Here is a 22,969-nt window from a genome sequence, read left to right on the forward strand (position 1 = left end):
GGCTGCACGCCACCATGAAGGCCAAGCCCACCCGCAAGGGTGGGCTTTTCTTTGGGCAAGCCTGCCGCTCACTCCGGCTGGATGCCCGCCTGCCGGATCTGCTGGCCCCAGGCGTCGTACTGGCTGCGCACGAACTGCTGCAAGGGATCGCCCGTGGCCAGATCGGGCTCCATGCCCATGGCGCGCAGCTTCTCCTGGATCGCGGGTTGCTGCATCGTGGCCGTCAGTTGCTCGGACCACCAGTTCGCGGCCTCGGGCGCCAGGCCGCCGGGGCCGGCCACGCCGATCCAGCCAGTCAGGTCCAGGCTGCCCATGCCCAGTTCCTGGGCGGTGGGCACCGCCGGCAGGATGGTCGAACGCTTGCTGGAAACCAGGGCCACGGCGTTCAGGTTCTTGGCGCGGATCTGCGGCAGCACGGCCCCCAGATCGGCCGCCACGAAATCGATGCGCCCGCCCAGCAGGTCCGTGATGGCGGCTGGTTGGCCTTTGTAGGGCACGGCCAGCACTTCGGCGCCCGCTGCGCGGCTGAACGCCGCCGCGACCACCTGGCCCGTGCCCGAGCCATAGCCGCTGGTCACCGAGTTCGGCTTTTCCTTGGCCGCCGCCACCAGCTGGCGCGCATCGCCATGCTGGCCGGCGGCGCGGGTGACGATGACCACGTCGAAGCGCACCACGCGCCCGACCTGGGTGAAGTCCTTCATGGCGTCGTAGCGCTGGAAGGCCTTGGACAGGTAGGGACCGGACGAACTGGTGGCGCTGGAGCTCGGCATCATGGTGTAGCCGTCGGGCGCGGCCCGCGCCACGGTGTCCACGCCCAGCACGCCCAGCGCGCCCGGCTTGTTCTCGACGACGATCTGCGCGCCGGTGCGGGCGCGGATATCGTCGACCACCACGCGCGAAACGTTGTCGATGGTGCTGCCGGCGGGAAAGCCGACCACGAAATGGATGGGCTTGTCCGCCTGCGGATAGCCAGGGGCCGCGCCCGACAGCGAGGGCAGGCACAGCGCGGCGGCGATCAGGGTGGTTTGAATGGTGTTTTTCATGTTTGTCTCCTCGTGCTTGGGGCCTGGACTCAGGACCTCCGGCCGGCCTGGGCTTCAACCAGGATCTCGGCCGTGTGTTCGCCCAGCCCGGGCGGATGCCGCCGGATCTCGGCCGGCGTGCGGCTGAACCTGACGGGCAGGCCCGCCTGGATCAGGCGCCCTTCGGTGGGGTGCTCGGATTCATGCCAGAAACCGGTGGCGCGCAGATGCGGATCGGCCAGCAATTCCTCGAAGCCGTTGACCGGCGCGTAGGGAATGTCGGCGGTCGCCAGCAGCTCGGTCCATTGCGCCGTGGTGCGCTCGCCCAACACGCTTTCGACGTAGCGGTACAGCTCGGGGAAATGCTGGCTGCGGCTGTTGAGCGTCAGGTAGCGCGGGTCCTGCGCCATCTCGGGATTGCCGGCCAGCGCGAAGAAGCGCTGCCATTGCGGCGTGGTGTAGGGCACCACGCTCATGAACCCGTCGCGGGTGCGGAAGGGGCGGCGGTACTCGTTGAGCAGGCGCGTGTAGCCCGCCGGCCCTTCGGGCGGCACGAAGGTCAGTCCGGCCAGATGCTCGGGCGCCAGGAAGGCCACCATGCATTCGAACATCGGCACTTCCACGGCCTGGCCGCCCGCGCCGCGTTCGCGCGCCAGCAGGGCGCTGGTCACGGCGTTGGCCACGTACAGCGCCACCACCTTGTCGGCGACCACGGAATTGACGTAGCGCGGCGCCTCGGCGCCCGCGCCGCCTTGCAGCCAGGCCATGCCGGACGCGGCCTGGATGGTGTCGTCGATGGCGGCGCGTCCCGCGTAGGGGCCTTGCTCCGAATAGCCGTAGCAGGCGCAATAGACCAGCTCCGGGAAGCGCCCCTGCAGCGTGGCGTAGTCCAGCCCCAGGCGGCGCATGGCCGGCGCGCGCATGTTGGAGATGAACACGTCGGCGCCGCCGATCAGCGCTTCCAGCTGCGCGCGGCCCTCGGCGGTCTTGGCGTCGATCACCGCGCTGCGCTTGTTGCGGTTCAGGTTCAGATGGGTATGGCTCATGGCGGCGTGGCGTTGCGGCGTGACGTGGCGGAACACGTCGCCCTCCGCGGATTCCACCTTGATCACGTCGGCGCCCATGTCGCCCAGCATCTGGGTCGCCATGGGCCCCATGCCGACGCTGGTCATGTCGATGACGCGTATGCCGTGCAGCGGTCCGGCCATGGTCAGTCCTCCCCCAGCAGGCGGCGCGCCAGGCGCAGGTGCGGGCGGTCGATCATCCTGCCGTCCAACCGCAGGGTGCCCGCGCCCGGGTTGGCGGCGAATGCCGCGATGACCGCGCGGGCCCACTGCAATTGGCTGTCGTCCGGACTCAGCGCCGCGTTGACGGCGTCGACGTGGCGCGGATGGATCGCCATCTTGCCGACGAAACCGTCGCGGAAGGCCTCGGCGGCCTCGGTTGCCAGGATTTCGGGGGCGTCGAGGTCGACGCAGACCGTGTCGATGGCGCGCACGCCGGCGGCGGCGGCCGACATCAGGCACAGCGAGCGCGCCAGACGGAAGGGCTCCGTGTAGCGGCCCGCCTCTCGGTTGCGCAGCGCGCCGACGTCGGCGGCCAGGTCTTCGCCGCCCCAGGAAAGCCCCCACAGGCGCGGCGTGGCGTCGCGGTAGTCGTGCAGGCCGAACAGGGACTGCGCGGTCTCGGTGACGATGGCGAGGATGCGGGTGGCGCCCGGCGCCGTGCCGGCCGCGGCCTCGAAGGCGTCCAGATAGTGCGACAGTTGCAGGAGGCCATCGCGGCCGGCGCATTTGGGCAGCACGATGCCGTAGGGGGCGGCGGGCATCACGGCGGCCAGATCGGCCAGGGCGTCGCCGCCGTCCAGCGCGTTGATGCGCACCCACAGCTGCTTGGCCGCGGCGCGGCGCTCCAGCATGGCGCGGACTTCCTTGCGCGCCGTAGGCTTCTGGTCGGGAGCGACGGAGTCTTCCAGGTCCAGGATCAGGGCATCGGCGGCGCTGGCGGCCGCGTGATCGAACTTGCGCCCGGAATCGCCGGGCACGAACAACAGGGAGCGGGTCATTGTGGTCCTCCTGGGCGGCGGGCTCAGGCCGGGCGCTTGCGCATCAGGGCCGAACGCTTGCACGTGGCCACGACTTCGTCGCGATGGTTCAGTGCGGTGTGCTCGAATTCGACGATGCCCGCGTTGGGCCGCGATTTGCTCTCGCGCACCGACAGCACGCGGGTGCGCACGTGCAGGGTGTCGCCCGCGAAAACCGGCTTGGGAAAGTTCACGTCGGTCATGCCCAGGTTGGCCACGGTGGTGCCCAGGGTGGTGTCGTTGACCGTCATGCCGATCAACAGGCCCAGCGTGAACAGGCTGTTGACCAGGGGCTTGCCGAACTCCGTCTGCGCCGCGAAATGCGCGTCCAGATGCAACGGCTGCACGTTCATCGTCAGGGAGCTGAACAGCACGTTGTCCATTTCGGTCAGGGTGCGGGTCCAGGCATGTTCGAACGCCTGCCCGGGCGAAAACTGTTCGTAAAAAAGGCCAGCCATGTTCCTTCCTTCAAGAAGAGAGCGCCGGGCGGTCACCCGGATTTTGAGCGATCGCTACCCGGAAATTCGGTCTGCGTTCGTACTCTTGAACAAAAGTTTATAGACATGAACGAAAGCGGGCAATGGTTTTTGCTAGTCGTAAACCCGCAGCAGCGGATGGCGGACACGGCGCTGCGCCGCGCGTGCAGGTTGCGCAGCTGAGCCTGAGAGGGAAGGGGGACGGAAGGCGGGGGCGGGGAGTACGGCGCCGCCAGCGGAGGACGCTGGGCGGGATCGGGGCCTCTGCTGAAGGCCCCGTTGTCTGTGAACTTGCCTAGTACGCCGGCACGGGGGGCGTCGGGCTGTCGATGCGCTGCGTGAGTTCGCGGCTGGCCGCGAGCAGGGTCTGGCCGATGAGGTCGGCCCGGGCGGCGGACCGGTCCAGCGGAGCGCCCACGACCAGCGCCAGCACCGCGCCGTACAGCACCAGCGGCGCGGCGACCGACAGCGTGTCGGCCTGGTGTTCCGCCAGATTGACATGCCAGCCGCGGCTGGCTTCGGCTTCGATCAATTGCAGCAGCTGCTTGTGCGTCTTGACCGTCTTGCCGGTGTAGCGGTCCAGGGTCAGGCTTGCGGCCAGCGCTTCCCGGTCGGCGGTCGGCATCGCGCCCAGCAGCGCCCGCCCGGAAGCGGACGCGTGCAGCGGCTTCTGCTGGCCGACCCTGGCCGTGAAGCGCACGATGCGCTCGGGTTCGGCCACGTCCAGGTAGACCACGTGGTCGCCTGACCGTTGCGCCAGGATCAGGGTCTCGCCCAGCTCGTCGCGCAGCGCCTCCAGCGTGGGCCGGATGCGGGTGGTCAACTGGTCATGTTCGGCGACCGTGCGGGCCTCGTTCAGCCAGCGGCGGGTCAGGTAATAGCGGCCCGCGGTCTGATGCGCGTAGCCGTCGCCTTCCAGCGTGTCCAGCAAGGCCAGGCAGCTGGACTTGGGGATGCCTAGCCCGGCGGCGAGCTGCGACAGCGTGGCCGGCGCCCGCGTCGCGGCGAAGAACTGCAGGATGTCCAGGACGCGCCTGGCGCTTTTTACGTCGTTCGTACTCATGCACGGGAATATATATTCATGAACGGGCAGCGGCAACCGCCACCGCCCGCCGTGCCGTCAGTCCGCGTACACCCCCGCCTTGCGGATGATGCCACCCCATTTGTCCACCTCGGATTGCAGCCAGGTCTGCAGGCCCTGCGGCGTCTGCTTGGATTCCGGCACGATCTCGGCGCCCAGTTCCGCCATCTTCTGCGTGAAGGCGGGGTCCTTCAGCGCGGCGCGCAAGGCTTCGTTGAACTTGGCGACGGCTTCGGGCGGCGTGCCCTTGGGCGCGTAGACGCCGTGCCACACCTTGACCTCGAAGCCCTTCAGACCGTTTTCCTGCAAGGTCGGCGCATCGGGCAGCGTCTTGATGCGGTCCAGCGTGGTGACGCCGTACAGCTTGACGCGTTCCGCCTTGATCTGTGGAATGGTCTGGGTGGTCTGGTCGCACAGCACATCCACCTGGCCGCCCAGCAAAGCGGTCATGGCCGGCGCCGTGCCGGCATAGGGCACGGTGGTGAACTGCACGCCCAGCGCCTCCTGCAAGAGCATGCCGCACAGCTGCGATACCGCGCCCAGGCCGGCGTTGGCCAGGTTGATCTTGTTGCCGTTTTCCTTGGCGTACTGGATGAAGTTCTTCATGCCGTCCGCCGGCAGGTCCTTGCGGCCCAGCAGCGTCATGGGCACGTCGGCCACCTGGCCGACATAGGCGAAGTCCGTCAGCGGATTGAACGACAGCTTGCGGTACAGCGCTGGCGCGGTGGCCATGCCGTTGTGGTGGATCAGGAAGGTGTAGCCGTCGGGCGCGGCGCGCGCCACGTGCTGCGATGCCAGTGTGCCGCCCGCGCCGGTGCGGTTTTCGATGATGATGCTCTGGCCCAGCGTCTTGGACATGGACGCGCCCAGGCTGCGCGCCACCACGTCGGTCGGCCCGCCCGCCGCGAACGGCACGACCAGCGAAATGGGATGGTTGGGATAGGCGCCTTGCGCGCCGGCGGTGCCAGAGACCAGGCAGGACAGGGCCAGCGCGGGCCAGGCCGCACGCTTGAGCGCGCGCGCGTAGGTAGGGGGCATGTCTCGCTCCTTGTGGTGTTGTCGGGGCCCCCAAGGCAAAGCATGACGGCCGGACACCAGTGTGGCGCGCTCGTGCCCGGATGAGAATTCGCGGTTCCGCAAGCCGGGTTTCGGTTGATGGAAAGGAGGGTTTACACGGAAGCGTGGCCCTTCATGTGAAAAAGCCCGCCGCAACAAGTTGCGCGCGGGCCTTCGAGAACTGCAGGTGAAAGCCCGTCCCTAATTCGCCTGATCCTTGCCCGGATCCTCAGCCAACACCTGCGGCGCGGCGTAGCTGGGCGCGAGCGTGTCCACCGGTTCCGCCCGCAACGGCTGGTGCACGCGGCTGAGCGGCACCAGGGATTCCGGGGCGTCTGGGTTGGTCCACAGCGGGTCCGGGATTTCGGCGAAGACCTGGCGCAGGCGTTCGCCCCAGGTGCCGCGGATCATGCGGAAGTACTCGTTGTGCTCGTCGATGCTGGCGAAGTGAGTCACGCGCAGCGAGTGCGTGTCGTAGACCAGCAGGTCCAGCGGCAAGCCCACCGAGATGTTCGAGCGCAGCGTGGAGTCCATGGAGATCAGGGCGCACTTGGCGGCTTCGTCCAGCGAGGTGTCGGGACGCAGCACGCGGTCCAGGATGGGCTTGCCGTATTTGGCTTCGCCGATCTGGAAGTACGGGCATTCCTGGCCGGCTTCGATGAAGTTGCCGGCCGAATACACCTGGAACAGCCGGCAGCGCTCGGCGCCGATCTGGCCGCCGAAGATCAGGTTGACGTTGAAGTCCACGCCCTGCTCGCGCAGTGCCGGGGCTTCGTGGTGATAGACGTCGCGCACCGCCGCGCCGACGCGGCGGGTGGCCTCGAACATGTCGGGCGCGTTCCAGACGGTTTCGCCGCCTTCGTCGTGCTGGCGGGCCAGCGCGTTCAGCACCGCCTGGCTGACCGCCAGGTTGCCCGAACTCATCAGCACCATGACGCGGTCGCCCGGGCGCTCGAACACGGTCATTTTGCGGAAGACGCTGATCTGGTCGACTCCGGCATTGGTGCGGGAGTCGGCCAGGAACACCAGGCCGGAATCAAGGCGGGCTGCTACGCAGTAGGTCATGATCAGAAATAGGGAAAACCACGCCGCATTGTATTGCGGCGCGGCCGGCGGGATGTTACTGCTGGGCGCTGGTCTGGACCTGCACGCTGACCTCCATGGATTCCTGGCCGCCGCCACTGCGCACGCCGCGCACCGGCGAGGCCGAGTCGTAGTCCCGCGCCACCGCCAGCCGGCAGTGGCAGTCCGAGGCGAACTGGCGGTTGGTGATGTCCACGCTGGTCCAGCCCACGTCGGGCAGCCAGACGTCCGCCCAGGCATGGCTGGCCGCGTGTTCGGCGGTGGTGTACAGGTAGCCGCTGACGTAGCGGGCCGGCACCCCCAGGCCGCGCACGCAGGCCAGGAAGAGGTGGGCGTGGTCCTGGCAGACGCCGTGGCCCATGGCCAGCACCTGGTTGGCCGCGGTGGTGACATCGGTGGTGCCGGGTTCGTAGGCGACGCGGTCGCTGACCGCGGTGGCCAGGGCCAGGATGTCGTCCGGCGTGTGCAGGCCGCCGGGCAGCGCCTCGCGCACAAAGGCCATGACGGTGGCGTCGGCCTGGGTCAGCGGCGTCTGCACGCAATAGGCGTGCACTGGCAGGCGGCTGTCCTCGCTGCCCAGCAGGCCGCGCGCAAGCGGCGCGACCAGCACCTGCCCCACCACGCGCAGTTCGATGTCGGTATGCGGCTGGTTGAGCGTCAGCGTGTGCGTGATGTTGCCGTAGGCGTCCACCTGCTTGTCCAGTTCGCCGGGGGCTTCGATGTGCCAGCGCAGCACGCGCTGGTGCTCGTCGTCGCGCGGCGTCAGGCGCAAGGTCTGGATGCTGTAGGTGACCGGGGCGGTATAGCGGTAGTGGGTGAGGTGGGTGATGATCTGTTTCATTCCGGTCTCCGGTCTAGGCCGACAGCGGCACCAGGAAGTCCTGGCTGATCCGGTTGCCCAGATCGTTGATGCGGTCGAGGAAGTGGTCCAGGTACTGATGCAGGCCGCTGCCCAGGATGTCTTCGACGCGCCCGTATTGCAGCTCCGCGCACAGCATGCCGGCGCGCCTTTCGGTTTCGGTCGAACGCTGGTTGGAGACGCGCGCCAGGTCGCCGGCCACCGCGCGCATCGAGGCCAGCAGCGAGCGCGGCATGTCGCCGTGCAGGATCAGCAGCTCGGCCACGCGGTCGGGGGTGATGACGTCGCGGTACACCTTGCGGTAGATCTCCAGGCCCGACACCGAGCTGAGCAGCGCCGACCAGCGGTAGAACTCGCTTTGCAGCGCGGCCGCGCCGGCGGGCTCGGCGCGGCCGTCGTGGCCGTTGGCGCCGCGCTCGTGGAACTTCACGTCCAGCATGCGCGCGGTGTTGTCGGCGCGCTCCAGGTGCATGCCGATGCGCAGGAAGTACAGGGCCTCGTCCTCCAGCATGGTGCCGATGGTGACGCCGCGCGCCAGGTGCGAGCGGAACTTGACCCATTCGAAGAATTCGCCCGGGTTGCGTTCCAGCAAGCCCGTATGCAGGTGCTTGAGCAATTCCAGCCAGGTGGTGTTGTAGGTTTCCCAGACCTCGGTGGTGAGGCTGCCGCGCACGGCGCGCGCGTTCTCGCGGGCGGCTCGCATGCAGGAGTAGATGGACGAGGGGTTCTCGGGATCGCGCACCATGTACTGCAGCACGTCGTGCGGCGAGATGGAGGCGTACTTGCTCTGGTACAGGCCCTGCAGCTCGGAGATGCGCAGCACGCCCAGCCAAGAGCCTTCGCGCCGCTGCGCGTCCTGCGGCAGCAGCGACATCTGCAGGTTCACGTCCAGCATGCGGGCGGTGTTCTCGGCGCGTTCGGTGTAGCGGCACATCCAGAACAGATTGTCGGCGGTTCGGCTCAGCATGTTCAGTTCTCCTCCAGCACCCAGGTGTCCTTGGTGCCGCCGCCCTGGCTGCTGTTGACCACCAGCGAGCCCTCGGTCAGCGCCACGCGGCACAGGCCGCCCGGCACGGTGCGGATGTCCTTGCCGCACAGCACGTAGGGGCGCAGGTCCACGTGGCGCGGCGCCACGCCCGATTCCACGTAGGTCGGCACGGTGGACAGCGCCAGCGTGGGCTGCGCGATGTAGTTGGCGGGGTTGGCGCGCACCCGTTCCTTGAACGCATCGACCTCCGCGCGCGAGGCCGACGGCCCCACCAGCATGCCGTAGCCGCCCGAGCCGTGGACTTCCTTCACCACCAGTTCGTGCATGTGGGCCAGCACGTGCGACAGCTCGTCCGGCCGGTTGCAGCGCCAGGTCGGGACGTTGGACAGTATCGGCTCCTCGCCCAGATAGAAGCGGATCATGTCGGGCACGTACAGGTAGGTGGACTTGTCGTCGGCGATGCCCGTGCCGATGGCATTGGCCAGTGTCACGCGCCCGGCGCGGTACACCGACAGCAGGCCGGGCACGCCCAGCGCGGAATCGGCGCGGAACGACAGCGGATCGAGGAAGTCGTCGTCCAGGCGGCGGTAGATCACGTCCACCTTGCGGGGCCCCTGCGTGGTGCGCATGTAGACGGTGTTCTGCTCGACGAACAGGTCTTGGCCTTCCACCAGTTCCACGCCCATCTGCTGCGCCAGGAAGGCGTGCTCGAAGTAGGCCGAGTTGTACATGCCCGGCGTCAGCACCACCACGGTGGGATCGTCGCCGCCGTGCGGCGCCACTTCGCGCAGGTTGTCCAGCAGCAGGTCGGGGTAGTGCGCCACCGGCTCCACCTTGATGCGGCTGAAGGCGTCTGGCATCAGCCGCATCGACATCTTGCGGTTTTCCAGCATGTAGGACACGCCGGACGGCACGCGCAGATTGTCTTCCAGCACGTAGAACTCGCCCGCGCCGGCGCGCACGATGTCCACCCCCGCGATATGGCAGTAGATGTCCTCGGCGACGTCCACGTCCTGCATCTCGGGGCGGTATTGGGCATTCAGGAATACCTGTTCGGCCGGCACGATGTTCGCGCGCACGATGTCGTGCCCGTGGTAGATGTCATGGATGAACATGTTGAGCGCGCGCACCCGCTGCTTCAGACCGGCTTCCAGCAAGCGCCATTCGGCGGCGGGGATGATGCGCGGGATCAGGTCGAAGGGGATCAGGCGTTCGGTGCCGGCCGCGTCGCCCGCCACCGAAAACGTGATGCCGACCCGGCGAAAGCTCAGGTCCGCCTCCAGGCGGCGCGCGGCCATGGCCTGCGCGGACTGCTCGTCATGCCAGCGCTCGAAAGCCTGGCAGTGGGAGCGTATGCCGCCAGCGCTGTCGCGCATTTCGTCATAGGCGGCGGGACGGGTTGATCTGTCCTTCATGGCTCCTCCGGTACAGGTGCCGGCAGCCGGCTTGCGCGCGGCCGCCGTCCGGCCGATGTCCGGCCGGTTGCAATGGATTAAGCAACCCGCGTGCCAGCTTGGCCGGCATGGGCGGGGACGCCCCTGAGGACCAATATCCTCCGAAGGGCGTCGCGGCGCCATCGCCGCGGCGGCTGAGGCCAGGGGATGGCGCGGGCGCCAGGCGCGGACTGGCCGGGGCTGGCGGGTGGAACGGGGTCAGTCGGGCTGGCGCGGAAAAGCCTGGCCAGGGGGAATGGGTGGGCGACGCCGGGGGCGCCGCTGCCGAGGCGGGCCGCGCAACGGTGCGCGGGTGCTGCGTGATGGGGCCGGGATGGAACCCGGCTTAGCTATCTATGTTAGGCCGTGCACCGTTTTGGTGCAAGCCGGCGGAGCAAAGCTGGTGCGTCAGTTCATGCGGTAGCTGTGCAGCGTGGTGCCGCTGGCGCCGCCTTGTTCCAGCGGCGCCTGGGGCACCCAGCCGTCCTGGGTCAGCACCGCGTCCAGCGGGAAGTCGTGGGCGGCGGGTTCATAGCCGGCGTCCAGTTCGCCGCAGCTCCAGGCGATGCCGATGGCGATGAAGGGGTGGCCGCGCTCGCGCAGCGCAGCCAGGGTGCGGTCGTAATAGCCGCCGCCATAGCCCAGGCGGTCTCCCTGTTCGGTATAGCCCAGGGTGGGGACCAGCACCACGTCGGGCAGCAGTTCGGCGCCGGCGACCGGCTCCTGGATGCCGTAGGGGCCGGCGCGCAATTCGGCGTCCGGCGTCCAGGGCAGGAAGGCCAGCGGGGCGTTGCGTTCGCGCACCACCGGCAGCGCCACGGCCACGCCGTTTTCGACCCATTGCTCGAGCAGGGGGCGCAGGTCGGGCTCGTCGGCCATGGGCCAGAAGGCGGCCACGGTGGCGGGCGCGGGGCGGCCCGCGCGCACGGCTTCGTCGCGCGCCACATTCAGCCAAGTGAACAGGCGGGCCCGCATGAGCAGGCCGCCGCGGCTACGCTGGTCTTCCGGCAGTTCGGCACGCAGTTTTCGCAATCGCGCGCGTAGCGGTACTGCGGTATCCTCTGGAGTATTTTGCGTAGTCATGCGGTGGCTGTAAGAGGGATGGACAAATGATGGCGAAAACGTGGACGAACTTGCGGATTGCCGCCGTGCTGGGCCAGTGTATGAGGGACAGGGCATGACACAGACTCTGCAACCCGGACGGTATCAGAAAACCGTGCGGAAATCCGGGTCCGCCACCACTCTGGAAGCCGCTCCCGGCCTGCGCCGCTGGCTGCCGCTCCTGGCGCTGTTCACCGCGGCCTGTGCGCCGGTGGACGCGCAGCAGCGCAGCGCGGCGGTCAACACCCAGCCCCAGCCTCAGGCGGCCGTGCAGGCTGCGCAACCCGCCATTTCCGTGCCGCCTGCGGTGCTGGCCGGCCTGCCGCCGACTTCCCAGACGCCCGCGCTGGCCGCCGTGGTCGCGGCGCGCGAAGCCATGAACCGCAAGCAATGGTCCGTGCTGGGCGCGCTGGTGCCGCAGGCCAAGCCGGATCCGCTGGGCATGTATCCCGAATACTGGCTGCTGCGCTACCAGTTGTGGACCCCGCCCGCCACCGGCCGGCCCACCGCCGACCTGCAGAAGTTCATCAGCGGCAATTCCGACGCCTATCTGGCCGACCGCCTGCGCGGCGACTGGCTGCTGGCCGCGGCCCGCAGCGGGGACTTCGAAACCGTGCGCAAGCTCGCGCCCGTGAAGAACAGCAATGCGCAGATCGAGTGCGCCATCCTCGATGCCAAGCACATGACCGGGCAGCGTGCCACGGCGGCGCAGGCCGCGGCCGTGTTCGCGCCGGGCGGCGCCTGCTGGGCGCTGTACGACCAACTGGTCGCCGACGGCATCATGGGCTGGGAACAGCTGGAGCCCCAGCTGCGCGACGCCATCGAGGCCAACAAGACGACCGATGCGCGCAAGTTTGCGCAGTACATGTTCGAGCCGGGCGACCTGAAAACCTATGACCTGCTCATGAAGGATCCCATGAAGTGGCTGACGCGCCAGAGCCGTCAGCCAGTGGGCCGCAACGAGAAGGAACTGGTGACCATCGCCCTGGCGCGCCTGGCGCGTTCCGACGTCAGCGTGGCCGATTCCTACCTGCGCCGCGAATGGGGCAAGTCCGGGGACTGGTCCAAGTCCATGGCCAAGTCGAACCTGGCCTGGGTCCGCGGCCAATACGCGCTGGTCGCCGCGCTGAATCTCGACAGTCGCGCCGACGACTGGTACCACGAGGCCGGCCACATCCGCATGACGGAGTACAACGCCGCCTGGAAGGTGCGCGCCGCCTTGCGCCAGCCCAAGATCGACTGGAAGTGGGTGATGGACGCCATCGACCAGATGCCTGCCTCGCAGCAGGCCGATTCGTCCTGGATCTATTGGAAGGCGCGCGGCCAGGCCGCGCGCGGCAACAAGGAACAGGCCGCCACCGCCTACGCCAGCATTGCCGACCGCTTCGACTTCTACGGCCAGCTGGCCGCCGAGGAACTGGGCCGCCGCATCACCGTGCCGCCGCGCCCCGCGCCCATCAGCGACCAGGAAATCACCGAGGCCCGCGCCAATCCCGGCCTGCGCCGCGCGATCCAGCTGTTCCGCCTGGGCTGGCGCGCCGAAGCCGTGCCGGAATGGAACTTCACGCTGCGCGGCATGAGCGACCGCCAACTGATGGCCGCCGCCGAACTGGCGCGCGCCGAGAACATCTACGACCGCGTGGTCAACACCTCCGACCGCACCGAAAAAGAGTTCGACTTCAGCCAGCGCTTCATCGCGCCCTTCGAAGGCCGCGTCACCGCCAAGGCCAACGCCATCGCCCTGGACCCGGCCTGGGTCTACGGCCTGATCCGCCAGGAATCGCGCTTCATCATGGACGCGCGTTCGCACGTGGGCGCCTCCGGCCTGATGCAGCTGATGCCGGCCACGGCCAAATGGGTCGCGGGCAAGATCGGCATGAGCAACTTCACGCCCGACAGCGTCAACGATTTCGACACCAACACCGAACTCGGCACCAACTACCTGAACATGGTGCTGCGCGACCTGAACGGTTCGCAGATGCTGGCCAGCGCAGGCTATAACGCCGGCCCGCGCCGTCCGCACAACTGGCGTTCGACCTTCACGCACCCGGTGGAAGGCGCCATCTTCGCCGAGACCATCCCGTTCAACGAGACGCGTACCTACGTCAAGAACGTAATGTCCAACTCGGTGTATTACGCGGCCATGTTCACCGGCCAGCCCCAGTCCCTGAAGGAACGCCTGGGCAACATCGTGCCGCTGGGCGCGGAAAGCACCTCGATTCCATGACGCGGGATCCGGCCACGGACGGCCTGCAGGTCTATATCGTGGGCGGAGCGGTGCGCGATGCGCTGCTCGGCCTGACGCCCGGCGACCACGACTGGGTCGTGGTGGGCGCCACGCCCGAGGACATGGCGCGGCGCGGCTTCGTGCCCGTGGGCGGCGACTTCCCCGTCTTCCTGCATCCGCGCAGCAAAGAGGAATACGCGCTGGCGCGCACCGAGCGCAAGTCGGGGCGGGGCTACAAGGGCTTCACGTTCTATACCGGCGCGGACGTCACGCTCGAAGAAGACCTGCGCCGCCGCGACCTGACCGTCAATGCCATCGCGCAGACGCAGGACGGCAAACTGGTCGACCCTCTGGGCGGCGCGGCTGACGTGCGCGACCGCATCTTCCGCCACGTCGGCGAGGCCTTCGAAGAAGATCCGGTGCGCATCCTGCGGCTGGCCCGCTTCGCGGCGCGCTTTGCCGATTTTTCCGTGGCGCCCGAGACCCTGGCGCTGTGCCGCCGCATGGTCGAGGCCGGCGAGGCCGATGCGCTGGTGGCCGAGCGGGTCTGGAAGGAATTGTCGCGCGGCCTGATGGCGGGGTCGCCATCGCGCATGTTGCGCATCCTGGAACAATGCGGCGCGCTGGCCCGCGTGATGCCCGAGTTGCAAGGCGTGGACCAGATCATGGCGGACGTGGACCGCGCGGCCGCGCGGGGCTTGTCGTTGCCGGGCCGCTATGCCTTGCTGTGCCGGCTTAGCCCTGAGCGCGACGCCATGGGCCGCCGCCTGCGCGTGCCTACCGAATGCAACGATTACGCGCGGCTGTTGCCGGACGTGCTGGCGGGGCTGGATGCCGCGGAACAGGGCGGTGACCCCGCCGACGCGCAACTGGCGCTGATGGAGCGCGCCGATGCGCTGCGCAAGCCGGAACGTTTTCTGGATCTGCTGGACGCGGCTGCCGTGCTGCGTTCCGTGGATCGCGCGGCCTGGCAGTCGCGCGTGGCGGTCGTGCGCGGCGTGGACGCGGGGGCCATCGCCAAAGCTTGCGCCGGCGAGCCGGCGCGCATCAAGGAACAGGTGCGCGTCGCGCGCCTGGAGCGCCTGCGGGCGCAGTGATGCCGGGCGGCCCGGTCGGGCCGCCTGATCTTTACAGCTTGCCCAGCCGGTCGCCGCGCGAGAACCCTGCCAGCGGTTCGGTGATGCCGCGTCCCACCGCCAGCACCTTGAACAGTTCGCCCATCTCCGATTCGGACAAGAGCTTCTGCACGGGCGCCACGGCCTGCGCGTATTGCTGCACGTCGCTCGGATCCAGCTGCGCCAGCAGATCCATCAACCCCGCGTTCATCAGGAAGCGGGCTTGCGAGGTGTAGCCCAGGACCTGCATGCCGGCCTCGAGCGCGGCGTCCGCCATGGCGGTGAAATCGACGTGGGCGGTGATGTCCTGCAGGCCCGGCGCGGTGAACGGGTCGCCGTGGGCGTGATGGCGCAAGTGGCACATGAGCGTGCCGCCGGCGCGCTGTGGATGGTAGTACTCGCTGCGCGGAAAGCCATAGTCCAGCAACAGGACCGCGCCGCGCTCCAGCCAGCCGCCCATGGCGGCGATCCAGGCTTCGCCTTGCAGATTGATCTCGGACACGTAGCCCGGCAGGGCCGGCATGCGGGCGGCGACGGCGGCCGCCAGCGTGGGCGGCGCGGGACGGTCTTCCCAGACGAAGTCTTGCGAGGCGTCCACCGCCACGCCGCGCTCCAGCACCTCGCCTGCGTCGCTCCAGCGGAAGATCGATACCGGCATTGCGTCCAGCACTTCGTTGGCCAGCACGCAGCCGGCGAAGCGCTGGGGCAGCGCGTCCAGCCATTGCACGCGGCCGCTAAACGCCGCCAGCCTTTCGGCCTGGCGGGCGCGCAAGTCGGCCGACACTTCCAGGATCAGATAGCGGGTCTGGGCCAGGCCCATCGCATCCAATTCGCGCAGCACGCCTTCGGCCAGGGCGCCGGTGCCGGCGCCGAACTCCAGCACGGTGTCGGTCTGCGTCTGGCGCAGCACCTGGGCGGCCTGGCGCGCCAGCGTGCGGGCGAACAGCGGGGTCAGCTGAGGCGCGGTGACGAAGTCGCCGGCGGGCGCGCGGACGTCGCCGTCGGCCTCGGCCAGCTTGACGTTGCCGGCCGCGTAGTAGCCCAGTCCGGGCGCGTACAGCGCCTGCGCCATCCAATGGTCGAACGACAGCCAGCCGCCATGGGCGGCGACCGTGGCGCGCAGATGCGCGGCGGCGGCGGCGCTGTGTTCCTGGGCGGCGGGGGCGAGGGCGGGCAGGTTGGCGGGGGCGGATCGTTGCATGGTCGGGTGGAGCGTGGACAAGCGGACATTTTCCCAAAAAACAAACCCCGCGACAGGCGCGGGGTTTGCGTTGGGCTCAAGCGGGCGGATTAGCCGCGGCGATCGGCCGGCTTGGCGAAGCGCTTGGCGGGGCCGCCGGGGCGCTTGTCGAACGTGGGCTTGCCACGGAAACCGCCTTCGGGGCGGTCGCCGCCGCGGAAGCCGCCTTCACGTTGCGGACGGTCGCCGAAGCTGGGGCGGTCGCCGAAGCTCGGACGATCGCTGAAGCTGGGGCGCGAGTCACGGTCGCCGCCGCGGAAACCGCCTTCACGGGGGCCGCGTTCGTTGAACGGACGGGCATCGCGCTGGGGGCGGTCGCCATAGCTGGGACGGTCGCCGAAGCTGGGACGCGAATCGCGGTCGCCGCCACGGAAGCCGCCTTCGCGCTGGGGACGGTCACCGAAGGGACGGTTGCCCTGGTAGCCGCCTTCACGCTGCGGGCGGTCGCCGAAGCTGGGGCGATCGCTGAAGGAGCGGGCCGGACGATCGCCGAACGGACGATTGCCTTGGTAGCCGCCTTCGCGCGGGGCGCTGTCGCGATTGCCTTGGTAACCGCCTTCACGCGGCTTGTATTCGCCACGCGGGCCGCCGAAGGAACGGCCTTCGCGGTTGCCTTGATAGCCGCCGCCGGGACGCTTACCGAAAGAGGGCTTGCCGCCGCCGGTCGAGGGACGCGGGGTGCGCTTGGGTTCCAGGCCGGCGATCACTTCAGGGGTGATCGATTGGCCGATGTAGTGCTCGATGCGACGGACCTTGTGGCGCTCGGAGTGCGTGGCCAGCGTGAAGGCCAGGCCGCTGCGGCCAGCGCGGCCGGTACGGCCGATGCGGTGCACGTAGTCTTCGGCTTGCATCGGCAGGTCGAAGTTGACGGCGTGGCTGATGCCTTGCACGTCGATGCCGCGGGCGGCCACGTCGGTGGCGACCAGGATGCGCAGTTGGCCGCGCTGCAGTTGCGACAGCGTGCGGGTGCGTTGGCGCTGGTTCATGTCGCCGTGCAGGGCGGCGGCGGCAAAGCCTTGGTCGGCCAGGCGGTCGGCCAGGTCATCGGCGCCGCGCTTGGTCGACGTGAAGACGATGGCCTGATCCAGCGCGGCATCGCGCAGCACGTGGTCCAGCAATTGCATCTTGTGGCTGGCATCGTCCGCGTACAGCAGGCTTTGCGTGATGTTGGTGTGCTTTTCCTTGGCGCTGGCCAATTCGATGCGCTGCGGATCGCGCATCATGCGCGCCGCCAGCTTGGCGATCGTGCCGTCCAGCGTGGCCGAGAACAGCAGCGTCTGACGGTCTTCCGGCAGGCGGCCGACGATGGTTTCGATGTCTTCGATGAAGCCCATGTCCAGCATGCGGTCGGCTTCGTCCAGCACCAGCGTGTGCACGGTGTTCAGTTTGACGCGGCCCGAGTTCAGGTGGTCGATCAGGCGGCCGGGGGTGGCGACCAGCACGTCCACGCGGCGCGACAGCGCCTTCAGCTGCGCGCCGTAGGGCATGCCGCCCACGACGGTGGCGGTGCGCAGGTCGGCCAGCTTGCGGCCGTAGGTGGCGGTGGCGTCCGTGACTTGCAGGGCCAGTTCGCGGGTCGGGGTCAGCACCAGCACTTGCACGCCGACGCCCTTGTTGGCGGGCATCTGGGCGATGCGGTGCAGGGCCGGCAGCATGAAGGCCGCGGTCTTGCCGCTACCCGTTTGCGAGGACACCATCAGGTCGTGGCCAGCCAGCGCTTGCGGAATGGCGGACGCTTGGACGGGGGTGGGGGTGGAGAAGCCAGCTTCTTGGACGGCCGACAACAGAGCGGGCGCAAGACCCAGGTTTTCGAAAGACATTACTTTCCCTTGCCGCAATCAATGCGACGCAGTGCTTGGTCGGGCCAAAGGATTAGGCGGCCGGATCCAGGCGACGGTTGATGGAGCATCGTGCCGACCGAATCAACCGTGCGCGTGGCGCGTTCTCGTGTACTGAGTGGAACGCAGGGCGAAAGGAAAGGAGGTCAGGAATCGATGATAGTTCGGCATGGGGCCGGGGCTGTGTTACCCGGCAAACTGCGAAAACTTCCGCTAAATCAAGGCGGTAAATGCCGAACTCGTTTTGTGCAGTGCGGCGATCATAACCCGAATTCACTCTGCATGGGAATTATTTTTTTGTCCAGCTCCCAATCAATAGGGTTTTTCCCTTGGTTGGTCAGCCACTGATTGGTGGCCAGGAAATGGCCGCAGCCCAGGAAGGGCACTGGGGGCCTTCTGGCGGACAGAGGGGAGGGATGGTTGGACATCAGGACCAAGTGGCCACTGTTGTCAGGGAGCAACGCCCGCTTGGCCTGGGCATGGGCGCCCCAGAGCATGAAAACCTTGGGCGACGGGTCGCGCGCGACCAGGGCGATCAACGCGTCCGTCACCGTTTCCCAGCCGCGCTTGGCATGCGAGGCGGGCTGGCCGTCTTCCACGGTCAGCGCGGTATTCAGCAGCAGCACGCCCTGATCCGCCCAACTGCTCAGGTCGTTGCCGGCGGGCACGCGGCTGCCTGGATATTCCTGGGCGATCTCATTGAAGATATTGCGCAGGCTGGGCGGCCGCTTGCAGTCGTCCGGCACCGAGAAGGCCAGGCCCTGGGCCTGGCCGGGGCCATGGTACGGGTCCTGTCCCAGGATCACCACCCGCACGTCGGCCGGAGCCAGGCCGTGCAGGGCACGGAACGGTGTGGCGGGATAGACGGTCGCGCCTTCGCCCAGGCGCTTTTCCACATGAGCGGTCACGGCGGCCAGGGCCTCGGCGACCGCGCGAGGCGCAAAGGCGGCGGCCCAGGCGTCGGGAAGTTGCGACGTCTGGGCGCCGAGGGCGTTCGGGATGAGGCGATTATCGGTAGGCATGGGCGCGATTTTGGCATAGCAGGCACTGCGCGCCGACGGTGCACAGCGGCAACATCAGTAAATTCGAAGTGAGAATCATTGTTAATATTGCGGCCGTCCACATCCGCCGCGCTTGCCGCCATGTCCCGTCCCCCCAGCAGCCTGAAAGCTTGGCTCGCCCACTACGGCGAGTTGATGGGCGCGTGGGCCAAGCGCAATTCACGACCTAGCGATGCAGAGGACGCCGCGCAGGATGTGATGGCCGGCCTGCTGAGCGGCGGCAGCAGCGGCGTGGTGAATGGCAAATCCTATTTGCGCCGCGCGGCGCAGAACCGGTTGATCAGCGAGATCCGGCGGCAGACGCGCCAGGACGAAGTGTCGCTGGAGGCATGGGCGGCCGACGATCCGGCGCAGTGGCATGACCCGGAGTCCAGCGTGCGTGCCCGCCAATTGGCCGACGCGCTGGAATGCGCTCTGGCGAGCCTGCCGCTGAAGAAGCGGCAAGCCTATGTCTGGTGCCGGCTCGAGGGTTACTCGCAGCCCGAAGTCGCAATGCGGATGGGGCTGGCGCTCAATACGGTCGAGCGCTATATCATGGACGCCACGCGAGAAGTCCGCGAACAGCTGAAACACTTCTGCCCGGATTGATCCGCCGCGCAATGACAGATCCCATCGACCCAGACACCTTGACCGATCCTCGGGACGCGGCCGCCTATTGGTTCGCCCGCGAGCATTCGCAACAGATGAGCCAGGCCGAGCGACGGCAGTTCGAAGCATGGCGGCAGGCGCATCCCTCGCACGATCTGGAGTTGCGCCGCGCGCGCGGCATCTGGAATGCCAGCGCCCAATTGGGGCAGGATCGGCTGCGCGCGCTGACGGGGGAGCCGCAAGCCGCGGCCCGCCGGCGCACGCCGGGGCGCCGGCGCTTGGTGGCAGGGTTGGCCGTGGCCGGTGCCGCTGCCGTGGTCGCGGGGGTGGTGTTGCCGCGATGGGGCGGAGACGATCCCGGCTATGCGGCGCAATACGCAACACGGGCGGGGCAACGTCAGCAAGTGTCGTTGCCTGATGCATCCCTCGTCGATCTGAACACGGCCACGCAATTGTCGGTGGCGCTGTATGCCGATCGGCGAGTGGTGGAACTCAAGGCGGGAGAGGCGACGTTTTCGGTGACGCCGGATGCCAGCCGGCCGTTCTACGTCGAGGCCGGCGGCGCGACGATCCGCGTGACGGGCACGCGCTTCAACGTCCGGCGTGACGGCGACGTTGTCCGCGTGGCCGTGGATTCGGGCACGGTGGCGGTCCAGGCCGGCCCTTGGTGGAACCGCAGCCAGGTACTGCTGGCTGCGGGGCAGGGCACGCGCATGGAGCAGGATGGCCGCTTGTCGCCGTCCGAAAAACTGGACGTGGCAAATCTGCTGGCCTGGCAGCGCGGCAGGGCGGTATTCCGCGACGTGCCGTTGTCGGAAGCCGTTTCCGAAATGAACCGCTACGGCCACGCGCCGATCCGCGTGTCGGGGGACGATGTGGCCGCGATGCGGATTTCAGGCGTGTTCAGTGTCGATAATCCCGGTGCCTTCCTGGATTTGCTGCCCGCGATTGCGCCTGTGCGCGTGCAAAGCGGCGCGGACGGCTCGGCCCTGATCGTGCGCCGCTAGCTTCCTGCAGGCCTTGCGCCAGCTGGTTCAATTACGAATGGTTACCATTCAATCGCGTTTCTCCATCAGGGATTTGTCCGCGACAGGCGTCTTGTCCTCCAAGGGCATCGATCCGATGCCGTGGCTACGCCAGCGTCTTCCGTAACGGGCTGACTGGCGCGCCTTGTCTCAAGACCCCTCCAGGAACGCTAGTCCCGTGAACCGTATACCCTCTGGATCCACCCTGCGCGGCACATCGCGCCTTGTCGCGCCGACGCGCGGGCTGACTGTGCTGGCCCTGTCCTTGATGCTGGCGCTGGCCATGCCGCAGCGTGAGGCCCACGCGCAGGAAGCGCCGCTGTCCGTGAACATCCCCGCGCAATCCTTGGAAGGCGCTTTGACGCAACTGGCGACGCAGGCTTCGCTGGAACTGGCGTATGCGCCCGATACGGTGCGGGGACTCAAGGCGCCCGCCGTGGCGGGACAACTGACGCCGGACCAGGCCTTGCGGGCGCTGCTGGCAGGGTCCGGGTTGGTGTTTGAACGGTCGGGCAGCAATGTGTCGGTGTCGCGCGGCGAGGACGCCAACAGCGTGATGATGAACACCATCACCGTCGTGGGCAAAGGCAATTCGATCACCGAGGACACGGGTTCCTACACCACCGGCGCCATGAGCACGGCGACCAAGCTGCCGCTGACCATCCAGGAAACGCCGCAATCCGTCAGCGTGGTCACCCGGCAGAAACTGGACGACTTCGCCATGCAGACGATCGACGACGTCGCCAACAGCACCACCGGCATCACGGTCAACCACTGGAGCAATGACCGGTCGCGCTATTTTTCGCGCGGCTTCACCATCAACACTTTCCTGATGGACGGCCTGCCCCTGTCGTACGAGACGGACACGTCCACCTACAGCACCACGGCCATGTACGACCACGTGGAAGTCGTGCGCGGCCCCACTGGCCTGATGACCGGCATGGGCGACCCTTCCGGCACCATCAACTTCGTGCGCAAGCAGCCGACCGACGCCGCGCAATTCATTGCCACCGCGCGCGCGGGCTCGTGGAACAACTTCTCGGGCGAATTCGACGCCAGCGGACCGCTGAACGACAGCGGTTCGGTGCGCGGACGCTTCGTGACGTCGCAGCAATCCCGGGACTACTTCACCGACGGCTACAGCAGCCGCAAGCAGCTGTACTACGGCGTGGTGGACATCGACCTGACCGCGAACACCGTACTGACGCTGGGTGGGCATTCCAACCGCGAAGACAACCCCGGCTCCGAATGGATGGGCGTGCCCACCGCGGTGGATGGGTCGCCGCTGGATATCCGGCGGTCGCGCCGCTTTTCGCCGTCATGGAGCTATTGGGACAAGAGCGAATACAGCCTGTTCGCCGAACTGAAGCACACCTTCGAAAACGGGTGGATCGCGCGCGCGGCGGCCCGGGGCGTCAATGGCAAATCGTCGCTGGACGGCGCGTACTTCGTCGCCAGCGACAGCGGCCTGAGCGGCAACGTGTACGACGTGATGGGAGGCCGCTATGACTACGACAAGAAGCAGCGCAGCTTCGACCTGTCCGCGCAAGGCCCGATCATGCTGTTCGGCCGCGAGCATGACATCGCGGTGGGCGCGAGCTACCGCAACGATCATTGGCTCGACAACGGCTACAGCTACCTGAACGAGCCAGGCGGCTACCTGATGGTCTCGGGCGTCGACCCCTCCACCTGGGATCCGGATTCCATTCGCCGCCAGGACTTCGTCAAAGATACGATGTGGCGGCGTGACCAGCGCTCCGAGCTGACCTCGCTCTATGCCACGGGCCGCTTCCGCCTGGCCGATCCATTGAGCATGATCCTGGGCGCCCGCATGGATTGGTTCGACTTCGACAACAAGCAGACCCAAGGCAGCTGGAGCAGCCAGCGCAAGTTCGGCGAAGATGCCCACTTCACGCCCTATGCCGCGCTGACCTATGACCTGAACGACAACCATTCGGTCTACGCCAGCTATTCCAGCATCTTCAAGCCGCAGTACTACCTGGACACGTCCGGTACCGTGCTCAAGCCGGTGGAAGGCACCAATTACGAAATCGGCCTGAAGGGCAGCTACCTGGATGAACGCGTCAACGCCGCCATTGCGCTGTTCTCGACCACGCAGACGAACCTGCCGCAAGCCGTCACGGACATCCCATCGTGCTTTGTGGCCACCAATTGCTACCGCGCCGTTGGAGAGGTAAAGAGCGAAGGGGTGGAGATCGACATCAACGGCGAATTGCTGCCGCGCTTGAATGTGGGGATCGGCTATTCGTATACCCGGGCCAAGGTCTCAAGCGGCGGCGTGGACAGCGCGTCCGGCCAGCCATACGCCAGCTATATCCCGCAGCACCAGTTCAAAGTGTCGGCGATGTATCACTTGCCGGGGGAGTTTGAAAAGTGGCGGGTCGGCGCAGCGGTGCGCGCGCAAAGCAAGATCACGACGCAGTCGCTGACCCGCAGCGCCGGGTACGTGATCACGCAATCGCCTTATGCGGTGGTCGACCTGGTGGCGGGCTATCGGGTGAACCGCCAGCTGGACTTCCAGCTGAACGTGAACAACCTGTTCGACAAGCGCTATTTCGATTCGCTGGAGGGCAACAATGGCGGCAATTACTACGGCACGCCGCGCAGTTTCCTGCTGAGCACGCGCTATCAGTTCTAGATGCGGGGGCGCGCGCGTACGAAAAGAAAACGCG

At 67.7% G+C, this 22,969-nt stretch carries 19 protein-coding genes; 5 read left to right on the forward strand and 14 right to left on the reverse strand.

The features are described 5' to 3' along the window. Positions 1–68: 68 nt before the first annotated feature. The 11 genes from FOC84_RS14065 to FOC84_RS14115 form a co-directional block, all read right to left on the reverse strand. Complete coding sequence (locus FOC84_RS14065) at positions 69–1,043, reverse strand: Bug family tripartite tricarboxylate transporter substrate binding protein (RefSeq protein WP_173144932.1); 975 nt, start codon at positions 1,041–1,043, stop codon at positions 69–71. Positions 1,044–1,072: 29 nt separating this feature from the next. After that, complete coding sequence (locus FOC84_RS14070) at positions 1,073–2,230, reverse strand: CaiB/BaiF CoA transferase family protein (RefSeq protein WP_173144933.1); 1,158 nt, start codon at positions 2,228–2,230, stop codon at positions 1,073–1,075. 2 nt (positions 2,231–2,232) lie between these two features. Further along, a complete protein-coding gene (locus FOC84_RS14075; protein ID WP_173144934.1) occupies positions 2,233–3,087 on the reverse strand; it encodes an HpcH/HpaI aldolase/citrate lyase family protein in 855 nt (284 codons plus the stop codon). Between the two features lie 23 nt (positions 3,088–3,110). Continuing rightward, positions 3,111–3,563: a MaoC family dehydratase gene (locus FOC84_RS14080; protein ID WP_088143354.1), complete on the reverse strand. Its 453-nt coding sequence runs from the start codon at positions 3,561–3,563 to the stop codon at positions 3,111–3,113. A gap of 313 nt (positions 3,564–3,876) precedes the next feature. Next, the gene (locus FOC84_RS14085) at positions 3,877–4,644 is read right to left on the reverse strand and encodes an IclR family transcriptional regulator (RefSeq protein WP_173144935.1); all 768 of its coding nucleotides are present in this window, start codon (positions 4,642–4,644) and stop codon (positions 3,877–3,879) included. A 57-nt stretch (positions 4,645–4,701) separates the two neighbouring features. Further along, positions 4,702–5,700, reverse strand: a complete 999-nt coding sequence (locus FOC84_RS14090) for a tripartite tricarboxylate transporter substrate-binding protein (RefSeq protein WP_173144936.1) — start codon at positions 5,698–5,700, stop codon at positions 4,702–4,704. Between the two features lie 219 nt (positions 5,701–5,919). Continuing rightward, positions 5,920–6,783 carry a proteasome-type protease gene (locus FOC84_RS14095; RefSeq protein WP_173144937.1) on the reverse strand — a complete coding sequence of 288 codons (864 nt, stop codon included), beginning with the start codon at positions 6,781–6,783 and terminating at the stop codon, positions 5,920–5,922. A gap of 55 nt (positions 6,784–6,838) precedes the next feature. Further along, positions 6,839–7,642, reverse strand: coding sequence for a transglutaminase family protein (locus tag FOC84_RS14100; protein ID WP_173144938.1), 804 nt, complete (start codon positions 7,640–7,642; stop codon positions 6,839–6,841). 13 nt (positions 7,643–7,655) lie between these two features. Then, on the reverse strand, positions 7,656–8,627 hold the full coding sequence (locus FOC84_RS14105) for an alpha-E domain-containing protein (protein ID WP_173144939.1): 972 nt from the start codon (positions 8,625–8,627) through the stop codon (positions 7,656–7,658). 2 nt (positions 8,628–8,629) lie between these two features. Beyond that, positions 8,630–10,063 (reverse strand): circularly permuted type 2 ATP-grasp protein, encoded by a 1,434-nt coding sequence (locus tag FOC84_RS14110; RefSeq protein ID WP_173144940.1) that lies wholly within the window; start codon positions 10,061–10,063, stop codon positions 8,630–8,632. 426 nt (positions 10,064–10,489) lie between these two features. Next, the gene (locus tag FOC84_RS14115) at positions 10,490–11,164 is read right to left on the reverse strand and encodes a 5-formyltetrahydrofolate cyclo-ligase (RefSeq protein WP_173144941.1); all 675 of its coding nucleotides are present in this window, start codon (positions 11,162–11,164) and stop codon (positions 10,490–10,492) included. A 94-nt stretch (positions 11,165–11,258) separates the two neighbouring features. Between FOC84_RS14115 and FOC84_RS14120 the strand changes: the two genes are divergently transcribed. Then, the gene (locus tag FOC84_RS14120; RefSeq protein WP_173144942.1) at positions 11,259–13,409 is read left to right on the forward strand and encodes a lytic transglycosylase domain-containing protein; all 2,151 of its coding nucleotides are present in this window, start codon (positions 11,259–11,261) and stop codon (positions 13,407–13,409) included. Continuing rightward, positions 13,406–14,506, forward strand: a complete 1,101-nt coding sequence (locus tag FOC84_RS14125) for a CCA tRNA nucleotidyltransferase (protein ID WP_173144943.1) — start codon at positions 13,406–13,408, stop codon at positions 14,504–14,506. The genes FOC84_RS14120 and FOC84_RS14125 overlap by 4 nt, the downstream gene beginning before the upstream one ends. Positions 14,507–14,537: 31 nt before the next feature. Here FOC84_RS14125 and FOC84_RS14130 read toward each other — a convergent pair whose 3' ends face one another. The 3 genes from FOC84_RS14130 to FOC84_RS14140 form a co-directional block, all read right to left on the reverse strand. Then, a complete protein-coding gene (locus FOC84_RS14130; RefSeq protein WP_173144944.1) occupies positions 14,538–15,725 on the reverse strand; it encodes a class I SAM-dependent methyltransferase in 1,188 nt (395 codons plus the stop codon). A gap of 89 nt (positions 15,726–15,814) precedes the next feature. Beyond that, on the reverse strand, positions 15,815–17,584 hold the full coding sequence (locus FOC84_RS14135) for a DEAD/DEAH box helicase (protein ID WP_173144945.1): 1,770 nt from the start codon (positions 17,582–17,584) through the stop codon (positions 15,815–15,817). A gap of 278 nt (positions 17,585–17,862) precedes the next feature. Continuing rightward, positions 17,863–18,624 carry a uracil-DNA glycosylase gene (locus tag FOC84_RS14140; RefSeq protein WP_173144946.1) on the reverse strand — a complete coding sequence of 254 codons (762 nt, stop codon included), beginning with the start codon at positions 18,622–18,624 and terminating at the stop codon, positions 17,863–17,865. A 120-nt stretch (positions 18,625–18,744) separates the two neighbouring features. Between FOC84_RS14140 and FOC84_RS14145 the strand changes: the two genes are divergently transcribed. From FOC84_RS14145 to FOC84_RS14155, 3 genes are all read left to right on the forward strand, one after another. Continuing rightward, a complete protein-coding gene (locus tag FOC84_RS14145; protein ID WP_173144947.1) occupies positions 18,745–19,251 on the forward strand; it encodes an RNA polymerase sigma factor in 507 nt (168 codons plus the stop codon). Between the two features lie 11 nt (positions 19,252–19,262). Further along, positions 19,263–20,258: a FecR family protein gene (locus FOC84_RS14150; protein WP_173144948.1), complete on the forward strand. Its 996-nt coding sequence runs from the start codon at positions 19,263–19,265 to the stop codon at positions 20,256–20,258. A gap of 286 nt (positions 20,259–20,544) precedes the next feature. After that, the gene (locus FOC84_RS14155) at positions 20,545–22,935 is read left to right on the forward strand and encodes a TonB-dependent siderophore receptor (protein WP_438800883.1); all 2,391 of its coding nucleotides are present in this window, start codon (positions 20,545–20,547) and stop codon (positions 22,933–22,935) included. The last annotated feature ends 34 nt before the right edge of the window (positions 22,936–22,969 follow it).

The sequence above is a fragment of the Achromobacter pestifer genome, from assembly GCF_013267355.1.
In the GTDB taxonomy this organism is placed as follows: Bacteria; Pseudomonadota; Gammaproteobacteria; order Burkholderiales; family Burkholderiaceae_B; genus Achromobacter; species Achromobacter pestifer_A.

Bases quoted from the DNA above. Each gene is read 5' to 3' on its own strand.
- FOC84_RS14140 (WP_173144946.1), bottom strand. From the start codon at position 18,624: ATGCCTACCGATAATCGCCTCATCCCGAACGCCCTCGGCGCCCAGACG.
- FOC84_RS14090 (WP_173144936.1), bottom strand. From the start codon at position 5,700: ATGCCCCCTACCTACGCGCGCGCGCTCAAGCGTGCGGCCTGGCCCGCG.
- FOC84_RS14065 (WP_173144932.1), bottom strand. From the start codon at position 1,043: ATGAAAAACACCATTCAAACCACCCTGATCGCCGCCGCGCTGTGCCTG.
- FOC84_RS14135 (WP_173144945.1), bottom strand. From the start codon at position 17,584: ATGTCTTTCGAAAACCTGGGTCTTGCGCCCGCTCTGTTGTCGGCCGTC.
- FOC84_RS14105 (WP_173144939.1), bottom strand. From the start codon at position 8,627: ATGCTGAGCCGAACCGCCGACAATCTGTTCTGGATGTGCCGCTACACC.
- FOC84_RS14155 (WP_438800883.1), top strand. From the start codon at position 20,545: ATGCTGGCGCTGGCCATGCCGCAGCGTGAGGCCCACGCGCAGGAAGCG.
- FOC84_RS14115 (WP_173144941.1), bottom strand. From the start codon at position 11,164: ATGACTACGCAAAATACTCCAGAGGATACCGCAGTACCGCTACGCGCG.
- FOC84_RS14080 (WP_088143354.1), bottom strand. From the start codon at position 3,563: ATGGCTGGCCTTTTTTACGAACAGTTTTCGCCCGGGCAGGCGTTCGAA.
- FOC84_RS14150 (WP_173144948.1), top strand. From the start codon at position 19,263: ATGACAGATCCCATCGACCCAGACACCTTGACCGATCCTCGGGACGCG.
- FOC84_RS14130 (WP_173144944.1), bottom strand. From the start codon at position 15,725: ATGCAACGATCCGCCCCCGCCAACCTGCCCGCCCTCGCCCCCGCCGCC.
- FOC84_RS14125 (WP_173144943.1), top strand. From the start codon at position 13,406: ATGACGCGGGATCCGGCCACGGACGGCCTGCAGGTCTATATCGTGGGC.
- FOC84_RS14095 (WP_173144937.1), bottom strand. From the start codon at position 6,783: ATGACCTACTGCGTAGCAGCCCGCCTTGATTCCGGCCTGGTGTTCCTG.
- FOC84_RS14110 (WP_173144940.1), bottom strand. From the start codon at position 10,063: ATGAAGGACAGATCAACCCGTCCCGCCGCCTATGACGAAATGCGCGAC.
- FOC84_RS14070 (WP_173144933.1), bottom strand. From the start codon at position 2,230: ATGGCCGGACCGCTGCACGGCATACGCGTCATCGACATGACCAGCGTC.
- FOC84_RS14120 (WP_173144942.1), top strand. From the start codon at position 11,259: ATGACACAGACTCTGCAACCCGGACGGTATCAGAAAACCGTGCGGAAA.
- FOC84_RS14100 (WP_173144938.1), bottom strand. From the start codon at position 7,642: ATGAAACAGATCATCACCCACCTCACCCACTACCGCTATACCGCCCCG.
- FOC84_RS14075 (WP_173144934.1), bottom strand. From the start codon at position 3,087: ATGACCCGCTCCCTGTTGTTCGTGCCCGGCGATTCCGGGCGCAAGTTC.
- FOC84_RS14145 (WP_173144947.1), top strand. From the start codon at position 18,745: ATGTCCCGTCCCCCCAGCAGCCTGAAAGCTTGGCTCGCCCACTACGGC.
- FOC84_RS14085 (WP_173144935.1), bottom strand. From the start codon at position 4,644: ATGAGTACGAACGACGTAAAAAGCGCCAGGCGCGTCCTGGACATCCTG.